The organism is Streptomyces bambusae (genome assembly GCF_019400985.1).
In the GTDB taxonomy this organism is placed as follows: Bacteria; Actinomycetota; Actinomycetes; order Streptomycetales; family Streptomycetaceae; genus Streptomyces; species Streptomyces bambusae_A.
The window spans coordinates 1-12851 of the sequence record NZ_WTFF01000213.1; the positions used below are offsets into that span (position 1 = coordinate 1).

Here is a 12851-nt window from a genome sequence, read left to right on the forward strand (position 1 = left end):
GGCTTCCCGACGGCGGAGCGGGCTTCCCGGCCCCGGGTGCGGGCTTCCCGACCGCAGGTGCGGGATTCCCGGCCCGGGTGCGGGCTTCCCGACCGCGGGCGCGGGCTTCCCGACCGCGGGTGCGGGGCCGGGAAGGCGGCCGGGGCGGCCGGTCAGGGCGGCGGCCCGGCGCCCGGTGGGCGGCGGATCAGCAGGGGCGGATGTGGTAGACGGGAGTCCACGAGGCCGTCCCGGTGTCCTTGGCGACGTTCGACCAGCGCTCGGATCCGTTCTCGTTGTAGAAGCGGGCCCGGGTGCCCCACGTCTGGTTGTTGTTGAAGGTGCCGTTGCCGATGCCCCAGAAGTCGTAGTAGCCGCAGTAGTAGTAGTCGTAGTTCTTGCCCTGGCCGTCCGTGATGCACAGGTGGCCGTTGTCGCAGGCCAGGGCCGCGCCGAGGCTGCCCGGTGCCGGGAGGGTCAGGGTGCCGCCGGGCATGGAGAGCTTGTTGGCGCCGATCTGGCGGGTGCCGGGCTGCTGCGCCAGCACCGAGTCGACCTCCGCCTGGAGCTCAGCCGCCTGAGACGTCGTCAGTCCGGCCGCTTTCGCCTCGGCGGCGAAGGCGGACCGCTGGGATTCGGCCGAGGCCGACGCGCTGCCGGTCATGGACAGGCCGGCGAGCAGAGCTGCGACGGCGGTCAGTACCGTCGGAAGGGTACGCATGCGCATGCTGTTCTTCCCCCTGGTTCCGTGGACGCCTCGGGTGCCGGTTCCCGACCGGGAAGCGGCCGTCAGGCGCACCACCCATCGTGGAGAAGCCCCGCTGCGGCATGAAGGCCGGAACGCGTCACCCCTCTCGCCCCAGAGGGCCCGGGGCAGCGCAGCCGCCCCGCGCGCCGAAACGTTCCTCCGGCCGTCCCTCGCGCCCCGATCGGTGCGCTGCGCACGCATCCGTGTGCAGCCGGAAAGAATCGTCGGTCGCGTCCGCACGGCCCGCCGGGCGGATCCGGCCACCGACAAGTGGATTCCCGTCACGCGCGTCGTGAAATCGTCTAAAAAACTGTTCTAGAAATATGCTCCGGCGGGCCAGACTCTCCCCATGACCGGTCACACCCCCGGCGAACCGCCGGCACCGCACGAGCAGTGGCCCGGCGTCGCGCACCCCTGGCCCGCTCCCCCGGCCACCGACGGCCACCACGCCCACTCCGCGCCCGCCGGCTTCGGGCCTCCGCCCCCACCGTTCGAGCAGCGCACCGTCGTCGACCACCGCCCCGCACGGCGCAGGTGGTACACCGGCCGCCCGGCCGTCATCGCCGCGGCCCTGGCCGCCGTCCTGCTCGTCGGCGGCGCAGCGGCGTACCTCACCCTCGGCAGGGACAAGCCCACGGAGCCGGTCGCGCAGGGCGGCAACGCACCGCCCGGGCCGTCCGGTTCGCCCTCGGTCGACCAGGGCGACGGCCGGGGCGCCGGCGGCGGTCCCGACTTCGACCCCAACGCCGGGATCCGGCCGGGCGAGGCCCGGGTCTGGGTGCGCGACAACCAGACGCAGGTCCCGTCGGGCACCCTGCAGTACGGCCCCTGGCGGGTGGGCGACGTCGTCGTCAAGGCGATGTACAAGGAGGTCACCGGCTACGCGGTGGCCGACGGCCGGGAGAAGTGGAAGGTCTCGCTGCAGACCCCGCTCTGCGGGGCGCCACAGGCTCCCGCCGCCACCGGCCGGCTGGTCATCGGCGTCAGGCAGAGCGACTCGGCAACCGCGAGGTGCACGGACCTCCAGCAGGTCGACCTCACGACGGGCACCCTGGGCTGGAAGATCACGGTCCCCCAGGAGAACCCCTACGACACCGGGCTCGGCTTCGACATGGCGATCGCCGGCGACACCGTGGCCCTCGCCCGCTCCGCCGTCATGAGCGGTTTCTCGGTCGCCGACGGCCGCAAGCTCTTCGGCACGGCGAACACGAACGGCTGCTACCCGACCGCCTTCGCCGGCGGCGGCCAGCGGTTGGTCGTCGTACGCCACTGCACCGACCCGAAGGATCCCGGCGGGCCCGGACAGGACATGGTCCAGGAGGTGGATCCGGCCACGGCCAGCCCCCGGTGGAGCCACCAGTACGACAAGAGCTGGCGGCTCGGGCGGGTCCTCACCATGGATCCGCTGGTCGTCGCCCTGAGCGACAAGAACCGCAAGGTCTGGGGCATCACGGCCTTCGCGGCGGACGGCAAGGTGCGCTCAGAAGGCGAGTTGGGCTTCGGGGTCAGCGGCCGGTGCAACGGGTTCGGCAACGCGGGTGACATCCAGGGCTGCTACGCCGCCGCGGCCGACGCCGACACGCTCTACCTCGGTGCGGGACGCCCCGGCAAGAGCCTCGGGACCGACGACACCAACCAGGTCGTGGCCGTGGACCTCAACACGGGCAAGGAGCGGTGGCGCACCGCCGAGCAGCCCAAGGGCCGCACCATGTGGCCCCTGGCCGTGGAGAACGGCCGCGTCGTCGTGTACGTCGCGGCCGGCAGCGGCGCCGCCGCCTCGGTGGTGTCCCTCGCCCCGGCCGACGGCGCCTCGCAGCCCGTCCTGCAGAGTCCGGCCGCGGCCGCCGGCCCCCAGAGCGCCCTCTACCCCTTCAGCCTCCGGGCCGGCTGGGCGGGGGGACGGGTGTTCGTGCTCAACGGCTCGGTGGGGAGTCCCGACACCAGGAAGGTGAGCATCGCCCTCCTCTCCTTCGGCACGTAGCCCCGCCCGGGCCGAAGGGCACACTCGTACGCAGCACACACGCACGCCAGGAGGGGCACCGTGCACAACCCGCCGGACCACAGCCACAACCCGTACCCGCAGCAGGGCTACGGCCCCGCACCGCAGGGCCGGGCCGGCGGGCCGTACCCGCCGGAGCCCGCCACCTTGTATCCGGAGGGCGAGGGCGGGACGCCCCGGCGGACGCCGGACCAGGACAGGCGCAGGACCGTGGTCGTCGCGCTCTGCGCGGGGGCGGCGGTGCTGGCCACCGCCGCGGCCACCGGCGTCGTGGTCCTGCGCCACCAGGGCGGGGACGGCCCCGCGCCGGCAGCCTCCGGGGCCTCCCCCTCCGGGAGCGCCTCGCCGGCCCGCCCCGGCACCTCGAAGCCCCTCGTCGCGGGATGGAAGACGGTGGTCAATCCCGCGCACGGCACGGCGTTCGACGTCCCGCCGGACTGGGAGGTCCTCGCGCCCAGCGTCTTCAGCGGATTCACGGACCACAAGGACGCGAACAAGGTGCTCGTCGGGCACTCGGCGCCTGCCTTCTACAAGTCCAAGTGGTGCAGCATCGACGCGAACGGGGACGGCCACGTCGAGGACGTCCGGCTCGGGTCGGCCGGCACGAAGGGTGCCGACGGCGCCAAGGACACCGCGGAGGTCGCCGAGAAGACCGCACCGACCTGGGTCTACGCCGCGTACAGCCAGCCGGACAAGAGCGTCGTGAAGTGGGACAAGCCCGTGGACTACACGACGAAGGCCGGGGTGAAGGGCAGTTACGTCAAGGCCCGGTCCGAGGGCGTGCCGCAGTCCAACCGGTGCGCCGGCGACGGCCAGGCCGTCGTCTTCGGCTTCCGGAACTCCAAGGGCGGTTTCGTCGCCTGGAACTTCTACGGCCGCACCGGCGTGTCCGGGGCGGTGGCCGACGACCTCATCATGAAGATCATGAGCACGGTCCGGCTGGCCGGCGACCCGGTGGAGCCCACGCCGCTGCCCTGAGTATGTTGTGGCCATGGCTGACGACTGGCGGACGGACCGGATCGGAAGTGCTCTGCGAGGCGAAAACCCCGCAGTTCTGCGGCGCTTGGACGCGGGGTTCGCGGTGATCGGCGATGTGCAGTTCCTCCCGGGCTACTCGGTGCTCCTGGTGGACGATCCCACGGTGGAAAGACTGTCGGACCTGCCCAGGGACAAGCGGCTGGCCTTCCTGTCCGACATGGACCGACTCGGAGAAGCGGTCGAGCGCGTATCCCGCCGTACGGATGCGGCCTTCCGGCGGGTCAATCTGGAGATCCTGGGCAACACCGACGGGTTCCTGCATGCGCACGTGTGGCCCCGGTTCGAGTGGGAGCCGGCCGACTTGGTGCGCAGGCCGGTGTGGCTCTATCCCCGCGACAGGTGGACCGACGAGCAGCACTCACTCGGTCCGCAGCACGCCCCGCTGCGCAAGGCGATCGGGGACGAGCTGGACCGCTTGCGCTCGCACCCTACGGGCGCCAGTACGCCGAGGGGTCCGGCTGATCGGTGAAGCCGAGGTCGGGAGAGGCGGTGATCTCACGCGCCGGCTGTCGGTGTCGATCGTCATCATGGGAGACATGACCAACGCGAACCTGACCACCGGCGGTATCTGGCGGCTCCACAACGGCGACCAGGAGATTGCCCGGCTGACCGTGACCGGCGCCGATATGCCCTGGACGCACGCCGAAGTCGAGACACTTCCTGGTTTTGAAGAGTTCCGTCCCCTCTTCAGTGAGCAGGAGCGGGCTGTCGACGAGGAGGACTGGGAGCGGGCCGACGCCTGCTACATCCAGATCCGCAGTGCGCTCACCCTGACGTTTCCCGACGGCCGGCCGGTCACCGAGTTCATGCTGCACATCCACGACGACGGCACCGCCGGCTGGCGCTGGCACGACGAGCCCTCCGACGCGGTGGGCCCGTGACGACCTGGGGTCGCCTTCGCGACGCACCGCGCCAGGCTGCTCAGCGCCTTGTCTCGTACCTGGTCAGGACCACGCCGCCGGGAAACGTCCGTGTCTCCAGCAGGTTCAGGTTCACCCAGCTGTCCAGCGCGGTGAAGAACGGCGTGCCGCCGCCCACCAGGACGGGGTGGGTGGCGATCACGTACTCGTCGATCAGCCCGGCGCGCATGGCCGCCCCGGCGAGCGTTGCGCCGCCGATGTTCATCGGGTCGCCGTCCTCGGCCTTGAGCCGGGTGATCTCGGCGATCGCGTCGCCGGTGACCAGGCGGGTGTTCCAGTCGACCTTGTCGATCGTCGAGGAGAACACCACCTTCGGTGTGTCCCGCCAGGTCCGCGCGAACTCGATCTCCGCCGGGGTGGCGCCCGGCTGCTGGTCGCCGGTCGGCCAGTAGGAGCTCATCGCCTCCCACAGCTTGCGCCCGTACAGCGACAGGCCACACGCCTGCTCGTGGTCGAGCCACCACTGGAACAGCTCGTCGCTCGGCGGTCCGCTCCAGCCGATGTCGTCGCCGGCCGCGGCGATGTAGCCGTCCAGGGTCAAGTTCATGCCGTAGATCAGTTTCCGCATGGCCCAGCCTTCCGTGCGCGGGTGTCCGGCGTAGGGACCAGCGTGGCGCGGGAAACTCATCGATGCGCGATCCGGCTCGCCGGTAGTCCTCGTGCTCGGGGCTCAGCGTGCTGGATTCGGCCGACACGGGCAAGCCGCGCAGCGGGGCCGGGCCGCGTCGGTCCGGCCGGGCTGCGGTCAGCGGCTGTGGTGGCGGGGGCCGGCGCCGGCCGGGCCGGGCAGGACACCGGCCTGGGCGGCGGCCAGGATCGCGTCCGCCTGGGCCTGGGTGAGCTTGCCCTCCTTGACGGCCTGCGCCAGGCGCTCGGCGAGCTTCTGGCGGAGCGCCTCGGCGGACGGCCGCCCGCCCTCGGTCCCCTTGCCGTCCTTGCCGTGCTTGGCGTGTTCCTCGCGCTGGGCGGCCCGGAACTTCTCCAGGGACGCGGTCACCTTCTCCACCGGCACGCCGAGGTCCTTGGCGAGCGCCTCGGCCAGCGCCTTCTGCCGCTCGGCGCGGTGCTCCGCCCCGGCGGCCTTGCGCTTGTCCTGGCCTGCGCCCTGCTGTCCGTCCGCCTGGGAGGCAGCGGGCCGTGCCGAGTCCTCGGCGGAGGCGACGGCCGGGAAGGCCAGGCCGATGCCGGCCAGGACCGCACCGGCGGCGATTGCGGCGCGCTTGTGGACGTTGTTCATCGTTGCCCCTTCGGTGATCACGATCTGCGGTGGCCAGCCTGGCACCCGCGGCTGAGCGAGGGCTGGGGAGAACCTGGGAATCAGCTGTGGATCCGCGGCGGGGAGGCGGGAGCTGGTGTTCCGACGCTCCGGCGTGCCCGGCGGGGGGACGGGCCTTAACGTGTGTTCCGTGCGCCACACCCCCGCTGCCGTGGCCGTGGCGGCCACCCTGTGCGCGGCCGCGCTGTCCTGCGCCGCCCAGTCCGACAAGCCGCGGCTCCAGGCCCCGCCACAGGCCCCGCCGGCGTTCGCGGCGCAGGTGACGGCCGTACCGGCGGGGAAGCTGGGGACCACCCACCGGCCGGGATGTCCCGTGGCGCCCGAGCGGCTGCGGCTGATCCGTATGAGCCACTGGGGCTTCGACGGCAGGGTCCACCAAGGCGAGCTGGTCGTCCACGAGGACGCCGTCGAGCCCCTGCTCCACGTCTTCGAGCGCACCTTCGAGGCGCGCTTCCCGATCCGCAGGATGCGGGTGATGGCGGAGTACGGCGGCAGCGACACCCGGGCCATGGCCGACGACAACACCTCGGCGTTCAACTGCCGGCGGGTCACGGGGGATCCACGGCGGCTGTCCCGGCACGCGTGGGGCGATGCCGTGGACATCAACCCGGTCGAGAATCCGTACGTCGACGTCCGCGGCACGGTCCATCCCCCGAACGGCCGTACCCACCTCAGCCGCGACGACGGGCCCCGGCCCGGCCTCATCCACCCGGGTGACCGCGTCACCCGGGCCTTCCGCGAGGTCGGCTGGTACTGGGGCGGCCGCTGGGCCAACCGGGACTACCAGCACTTCTCCGCCACCGGCGGCTGAGTCCGTATCCACGAAGGAGATTCGATGAACTGGACACTCGAGGTCGTCCCGGTCCCGGTGACCGACATGGACCGGGCCAAGGCCTTCTACGCCGACGGGGTGGGCTTCAGGGTCGACCTCGACAGCGAGGTCGCTCCCGGGGTCCGCATCATCCAGCTGACCCCGCCGGGCTCCCGGTGTTCGATCGTGCTGCTCCAGGGAATGCCCCCGGCGCCCGGTACGCGGCAGACGGCTCCCGGCGCCCTGCACGGGCTCCAGCTCTGCGTCACGGACATCGAGGCCGCCCGGGCCGAGCTGACCGGCCGGGGTGTGGACGCGTCCCCGGTCCGGCACCTCGGTGCGACCGGCTGGGCGGACGGGAAGGGGCAGACGTGGAACTCGTTCCTGACCTTCGAGGACCCCGACGGCAACGGATGGGTGGTCCAGGAGGCGCCGTCGGAGCTGGCCGAACGGTGAGCGGCGGGCAGGCACGTCGGCCTGTGCCGCGTCACCGCCGGCCGTGCTCGGGCGACCGGGCCGGCCGGCCGGCCCGAGGTCAGCCTGTCAGCCCGTCAGCCGGTCAGCGCACCCGTGCCGCGAAGGCCTCCGGGGCGCTGCGCTGCACCGGGTTCGCCGGGGCGGCCGGTGCCGATGCCGCCGGGGCCGTGGTGCCGCACAGGGCCTGGTCGCGGTAGGCGACCATGGCGGCGTCCGCCGGGTGGTCGAGGATCTCGGTGCCCTCGGCGTTGAAACGCTGGTACTTCATCAGGTTGTGGCCGAGGGTGAACTGCCGGGCGCCGTCGGGGCTGGACAGCGACCAGGTGCCGGCCCCCCACACGGCACCGTCGTGCCCCCAGGCCGGACCGCACGGGGTGTCCATGGAGTAGATGCCGAGGCCGTAGCGCATGACGACCGTGCCGGTCGCGGGGTTCTTGACGTCGACGGTGGTGCGCATCTGGTCCAGCTGGGTGCGGGGCAGCAGGTCGCCCCGGAGCAGGGCGCGGTAGAAGGTGTTGAGGTCCTGCGGGGTGGAGATGAGGGCGCCGGCCGTCCCCGCCCAGGTCATGTTGTACTCGCTGTAGTCGCGCGGCGGGTCGATGAGGCCGTAGAAGTTCTCGTACATGCGGGCGTGGGGGCCGCGGATCGTGGGGTCGGTGCCGGGGAAGTAGGTATTGCGCAGGCCGGCCCGGCGGATGACGTCCCGGGTGATCAGGCGCTCCGGGTCCTCGCCGGTGACCTTGCGCAGGATCTCGCCGAGTATCACGTAGTTGGTGTTGGAGTACGCCCAGTCGGTGCCGGGCTCGAAGGCCTGCGGGCGGCCGAGGCCGTAGCCGATCAGCTCGGCCGGGCGGATCGTGCGGTAGCGGTGGTCGTCCAGGCTCCGGGTGGACGGCTGCTGGAGGGACGGGAAGGCGTCGGCTATGAAGTCGGCGATGCCGCTGGTGTGGTTGAGCAGCATCCGTACCGTCACCTTGCGGCCGCGCTCGCCGGGTACCAGCTCGGGTACGTAGTCACCGACCGGGCGGTCCAGTTCGATCCGGCCCCGGGCCGACTGCTGGAGGACGGCGACGGCGGTGAACGACTTGGTGATGCTGCCCACCCGGTGGCGCAGGTCGGGGCGGACGGGGCGCCCGGTCTCCACGTCGGCGACGCCGGAGGCTCCGTCGAAGCGGGCCCAGCCGTCGCGCACGGAGGAGAACACGCCGTAGATGCCCGCGTCGTGAATGCTGTTCAAGTGCGAGGTGAGTGCGGCGCGGTCCAGCGGCGGGCGGAAGCCGGGGGCCTTGGCGGTCACGGACGCGGCGGTGTCCGGACCGACCGTGCCCGGACCGACCGTGCCCGGGCCGGCGGCGAGCGCCGCGGGAGCCAGGCCGGCCAGCAGGGCGGCGGCGAGGGCACTCGCGGTCACGGTCCGGCGCAGTCGGAGGGGGCGGCCGGAGGGGGCGGGATGCACGGCGACTCCATGGATCGGCGGGATCGGGCCCGACCGGGCCCGATGATCTCGGACGTCTCGATTCTTCCGCCCGGAACCGTCCACACCCTCCGCCCTCAGGACGAAGTGCGTGCGGACATCCGTCAAGCCTCAGGAGGACTCGTTCATTGACAAGCCGTTACATATGTCATGGGGAACCGGTGAAGGCTCTGACGTCCCCGGCCGCCCCGGAGCGCTCACGTCCCCGGCCGCCCCCGGAGCGCTCACGCCCCGGGCCGCCCGGCCTCCTCCCTCGCCCGGGCCCAGGCCAGGGCGAACATCTCGTGCGGCGGCAGGGGGGCCAGCAGTCGTACGAAGGGGCCGTGCACCGACGTGCCGTGGACGGTCGCGAGGTGGGCGGCCGTCTTGGCGCCCTCCAGCGGGAGGTGCGGGGCCTTCAGGTCGGTCCACTCCCCCGGGACGTACGCGGTGCGTCCCGCGCGGGGCCGCCTGCCGCCGACGACCGCCCCGGCGGTCAGCAGTTCGGCCTGGGCCGCCTTGTGCCGGTCGGCCGTCCAGTCGTTCCAGCGGCGGACGCATCTGTCGGTGGGGCGGGCCAGCGTCAGCAGCTGGAGGTACAGCGCGGCGGCGTCCGCCCCGGTCCCGAGGGTACGGGCGACCTCGGCCACCAGGTCGGGGGCGCTCAGTGCCGGGTTGGTCTCGTACCCGCCGGGGCTCACCGGGGTGGTGGCCGCGCGGCCGGCCAGCCGGGCGAGACCGTCGAGCTCGGCCCGGAGGTCCGACAGGCGCCTGCCCAGCTCGGGCAGCCGCAGGTCGGTGCACAGCCGCATCGCCCGCTCCACCCGCTGCGGGTCGGCCAGGGCGGCCGGGCGTACGAACACGTCACCGCGGGGGGCCGCCACGACGAACAGCCCGTCGTCGTGCAGGGTGGGCGGCTCGGCGACCTCCGCGTCGAAGGGCTGCGGACACGGCAGCGCCGCGCCCTCGTACGGGGCGAAGCCGGGGGCCTCGGCCAGGGCGGGGGCCCGCGGGTAGAGGACCGGGACGAGGGTGCCGGGGTCGTCCAGGACCGTCCGCAGCCGGCCGTACAGGGCGAGCGCGCCGGTGGCGGCCGGGTCGCCGACGGGGCGCTCGGTCAGCGCCCAGGAGATCACCGAGGCGGCCTGCCGGTGCGCGGGCCCGCTGCCGCTCACCCAGGCGCCGGGCGTGCCGTCGGGCTCGACCAGGCGGAGGCGGATCTCGCCGGAGGGCTCGGGGCGCAGGACGAAGCCGTGTTCGCCGATGGCGCTGCCGCGGGCCTCGGGGGCCCGGCCGGCCGGGAGGGCGTGGGCCCAGTCCCCGGCGAGGCCGAGGTCGTCCTCCAGCTGCTGGGCCAGCCCCTCGTCGACGTACGGGGTCGCGCCGAGCAGCCCGGCCCACACCGTGGCCATCCGCTCGGCGGCGGCCGTCATCCCGCCGGGCTGCCACAGCTCGGCCGGGTCCTGGGGCATGCCCGCCGCGAGGAGGGCCCGCCGGCCTTCGGGGCCGAGCCGGTGGCGCAGTCTGTCGTACTCCTGGGCCTGGATCTTGGTCAGCTTGTACGGCAGCTTGCGGAGCATGGTGAGGTGGTCGTCGTGGCGGTCCCGGCCGGGCAGGCCGGCCAGGGCCAGGAGGGCGACCGGGCGCCGGACGCCGGTGCGCCAGCAGAAGACGTCGACCGCTTGCGCCGGCACGGTCAGCGGTCCGTGTTCCGCGAGGAGTTCCAGCAGGCGGGGCAGCCGCCGGGTGTCGTCCCCGGCGACGGTGAAGGTGTGGCATTCCTGCGCGTCGGCCGGGGCCGGGTCGGCGGCGCGCTGGAGGAAGCGGGCGAGCGTGCCGCGCGGGGCCGCCGCGGCCACGGCCGATCCGGCGGAGCGGCAGGCGGCCAGGGCCTCCTCGGTCGCGCGGCCGGTGCGCCAGGCGCTGCCGGCCTCGGCGAAGGGCTGCCGGCTCCAGGTCTGCAGCAGGCAGGCCAGCGCCGCGCGTTCCTCGTCGGGGGTGTGGCCGGCGGCGGCCCGCCAGGCCACCGCGTCTATCCCGCCGCCCAGGACCGCCCATTCGGCGGGCTGTGCGGGCAGGGCGAGGCGCCGGGTCTCGTCGTCGATCTCCCCGCGCAGGTGGCGGCCGTCGGCGGCGACGGCGGTCAGCAGGGCCGGCTGGCGCCGCGGGACGTGGGCCTCGTACGGCCGCAGGTCGGGCAGGAGCCCGCGGAGGGCGGGGGTGAGCACGGTGTCGGGGACGGCGGCGGGGAGGGTGACGACCGGGCCCGACCGCATGATGCCCACGCGGCGGGACAGCTCCTGGCGGCGGCGCAGTACGTCGGCGGCGAGCCGCGCCGCCCGTGCGACGCCTTCGGCGATCCGGGGCTCGGTCACCCCGGGGAGGGACGGCGCGGGGTCCTCGCGCAGGGCGGCGTCGAGCAGTGCGCGTACGGCGGTGTCGTCGACCGTGCGCAGGGCCTTGGAGGCGGCCTCGTCGCGCGGGGTGAGGAAGTGCCAGAACGCGGGCGGCGGCACGGGGCCCGCGTCCTCGCCGAGGGTGGCGGCGGGGCCGTGGCGCCGGCGGTCGCCGGGGAAGCCGCGGACCTGCCACAGCAGGGAGTTGTCCTCGGCGGCATGGCAGCGGACGGTGACCTCGTCCACGAGCACCGCGTCCTCGCCGCCGGCCGGCATGCCGAGGATGCCCCAGGGGCGACGGCCCCAGGTCCGGGTGCGGTAGTAGGCGCGCCGGCCGTCGAGGGACTCCAGCAGGAAGGCGCGGGGAGAGTACCCGCTCCAGGGGGTGGCGTTGAAGACCCGGCAGCCGACGAGCCGCCCGGACTGCCCGAGCGGTGAGGCGGGCGCGCCGTCGGGCAGCGCGGCCAGTGTCTGGTTGTCCTCGTAGTCCGTGTATCCCGGGGGGACTTCGCCGCTGCGGAGGATCTCCGGCGGGGTGCGGTCGCCGGTGGGCTCGCCCGTCAGGGGGTCGACCCGGGTGCGCTCGTCGTGCGCGTGGAAGACGGGGGCGCTCCAGAACCGGCGGCCGTCGCTCATCATCAGGTCGCGGTGGCCGATGCCCTCGCGGTCGCCGGGGCGCACGACGCGCTCCCCGTCGTGCCGGCCGGCGCCGTCCGGGGTCTCGAACTGGTAGCCCAGGCCGCCCTGGATGGTTCCGCCGTAGGGGCGCAGGCCCAGCTGGTGCTCCGGCCGGAAGACGTCCTGCGGGCGGCTGGCCCAGTAGGCGTGCTCGCCCCAGTCGTGGCGCTCGTGGGTGGTCCAGGCGACGAGGTAGTCGCCGCCGACGTAGTGCACGGAGTGCGAGGTGGCGTCCTCGGGCACGCGGAAGGTGCAGGATCCGCGCTCGCCGGCGTGGTCGACGGCGACGGCGCGGGTGTCCCCGTAGACCGTCAGCACGGGCCAGGTGGTGGTGACCCGGACCGTCTCGCCGGGGGCGAAGCCGGCCAGGGCCGCGTCCAGGGCGGGCCAGCCCAGCTCCTCCGGCAGTCCGGCGCGCAGGGCGCGGGCCAGCGGTCCGGTCAGGTCCAGCGCGGCCAGGGCCTCCTCGATCCCCTCCAGGGCGGTGGCCGTCGGCCGGTCCAGGAGCTCCCGCAGCTCGTTCACGGCTTCGTCGGCCGCGCCGAGGCCGCCGCCGCGCAGGGCGCCGATCAGCCCTTCGACGCGGGTGTGCACCTCGGCGGCGATGCCCGCGTTCTCGGGGAGCTTGGTGATGGCCGTGCCGCCGCCGCGCAGCCCGGCGTGGACGGTGCCCTCCAGCCGGCGCCCGAACACCGGGTCGGCGGCGAGGGCCTTGAGGTCGCGCCGGGACCGCTCGCCCCAGAACTCCAGGCCCACGGCGGGGCCGGGGTCCTCGACGGCGATGCCTTCGGCGAGGCAGACGTCCAGCAGGTCCGCGTCCAGGCCCTGGTAGCCGTACCGGTCCTCGTGCAGCCGTACGGGGGTCCCCGCGGCCTTGATCCGGGGCGCGAACAGCGTCGCCAGCTCCAGGAGCTCCGCCGGCATCGGCTGGCGGGCCACTCCGCCGCCGGACGGGCGGTGGCCGTACGCCCGGGCGAACCGGCGCAGCCAGTCGGCGAGCCCGCCCTCGGGCTCGGCCCGGCCGGCGGCAGCGGCCTGCGCCGCCCCGGAGCGCAGCAGCCCCCGCAGCAGCCGCA

General features: G+C 74.1%; 11 protein-coding genes. 6 read left to right on the plus strand and 5 right to left on the minus strand.

The window, feature by feature from the left end:
* Positions 1–187: 187 nt before the first annotated feature.
* Complete coding sequence (locus tag GPJ59_RS25005; RefSeq protein WP_219669946.1) at positions 188–706, minus strand: hypothetical protein; 519 nt, start codon at positions 704–706, stop codon at positions 188–190.
* 370 nt (positions 707–1076) lie between these two features.
* On the opposite strand from GPJ59_RS25005, the gene GPJ59_RS25010 reads away from it, so the two are divergent.
* The 4 genes from GPJ59_RS25010 (at position 1077) to GPJ59_RS25025 (ending at position 4645) form a co-directional block, all read left to right on the plus strand.
* On the plus strand, positions 1077–2708 hold the full coding sequence (locus GPJ59_RS25010) for an outer membrane protein assembly factor BamB family protein (protein ID WP_219669947.1): 1632 nt from the start codon (positions 1077–1079) through the stop codon (positions 2706–2708).
* A 60-nt stretch (positions 2709–2768) separates the two neighbouring features.
* Positions 2769–3704, plus strand: a complete 936-nt coding sequence (locus tag GPJ59_RS25015; protein WP_219669948.1) for a hypothetical protein — start codon at positions 2769–2771, stop codon at positions 3702–3704.
* A gap of 13 nt (positions 3705–3717) precedes the next feature.
* Positions 3718–4233, plus strand: coding sequence for an HIT family protein (locus GPJ59_RS25020; protein WP_219669949.1), 516 nt, complete (start codon positions 3718–3720; stop codon positions 4231–4233).
* 67 nt (positions 4234–4300) lie between these two features.
* Positions 4301–4645 carry a hypothetical protein gene (locus GPJ59_RS25025; protein ID WP_219669950.1) on the plus strand — a complete coding sequence of 115 codons (345 nt, stop codon included), beginning with the start codon at positions 4301–4303 and terminating at the stop codon, positions 4643–4645.
* A gap of 40 nt (positions 4646–4685) precedes the next feature.
* On the opposite strand, the gene GPJ59_RS25030 is transcribed toward GPJ59_RS25025, so the two are convergent.
* Positions 4686–5252: a dihydrofolate reductase family protein gene (locus GPJ59_RS25030; protein WP_219669951.1), complete on the minus strand. Its 567-nt coding sequence runs from the start codon at positions 5250–5252 to the stop codon at positions 4686–4688.
* Positions 5253–5429: 177 nt separating this feature from the next.
* Positions 5430–5921, minus strand: coding sequence for a hypothetical protein (locus GPJ59_RS25035; RefSeq protein WP_219669952.1), 492 nt, complete (start codon positions 5919–5921; stop codon positions 5430–5432).
* A gap of 169 nt (positions 5922–6090) precedes the next feature.
* Between GPJ59_RS25035 and GPJ59_RS25040 the strand changes: the two genes are divergently transcribed.
* Positions 6091–6771: a M15 family metallopeptidase gene (locus GPJ59_RS25040; protein ID WP_219669953.1), complete on the plus strand. Its 681-nt coding sequence runs from the start codon at positions 6091–6093 to the stop codon at positions 6769–6771.
* 24 nt (positions 6772–6795) lie between these two features.
* Positions 6796–7227 carry a VOC family protein gene (locus GPJ59_RS25045; RefSeq protein WP_219669954.1) on the plus strand — a complete coding sequence of 144 codons (432 nt, stop codon included), beginning with the start codon at positions 6796–6798 and terminating at the stop codon, positions 7225–7227.
* A gap of 103 nt (positions 7228–7330) precedes the next feature.
* Here the strand turns inward: GPJ59_RS25045 and GPJ59_RS25050 are convergent, their stop codons facing one another.
* Positions 7331–8704, minus strand: a complete 1374-nt coding sequence (locus GPJ59_RS25050; protein ID WP_308120469.1) for a serine hydrolase domain-containing protein — start codon at positions 8702–8704, stop codon at positions 7331–7333.
* Between the two features lie 242 nt (positions 8705–8946).
* Positions 8947–12851: hypothetical protein (locus GPJ59_RS25055; RefSeq protein WP_219669955.1), on the minus strand; the 3905-nt coding region annotated here is incomplete at its 5' end.

Coding starts and splice junctions, on each gene's coding strand:
- GPJ59_RS25005 (WP_219669946.1), bottom strand. CDS start 706: ATGCGCATGCGTACCCTTCCGACGGTACTGACCGCCGTCGCAGCTCTG.
- GPJ59_RS25010 (WP_219669947.1), top strand. CDS start 1,077: ATGACCGGTCACACCCCCGGCGAACCGCCGGCACCGCACGAGCAGTGG.
- GPJ59_RS25020 (WP_219669949.1), top strand. CDS start 3,718: ATGGCTGACGACTGGCGGACGGACCGGATCGGAAGTGCTCTGCGAGGC.
- GPJ59_RS25025 (WP_219669950.1), top strand. CDS start 4,301: ATGACCAACGCGAACCTGACCACCGGCGGTATCTGGCGGCTCCACAAC.
- GPJ59_RS25030 (WP_219669951.1), bottom strand. CDS start 5,252: ATGCGGAAACTGATCTACGGCATGAACTTGACCCTGGACGGCTACATC.
- GPJ59_RS25035 (WP_219669952.1), bottom strand. CDS start 5,921: ATGAACAACGTCCACAAGCGCGCCGCAATCGCCGCCGGTGCGGTCCTG.
- GPJ59_RS25045 (WP_219669954.1), top strand. CDS start 6,796: ATGAACTGGACACTCGAGGTCGTCCCGGTCCCGGTGACCGACATGGAC.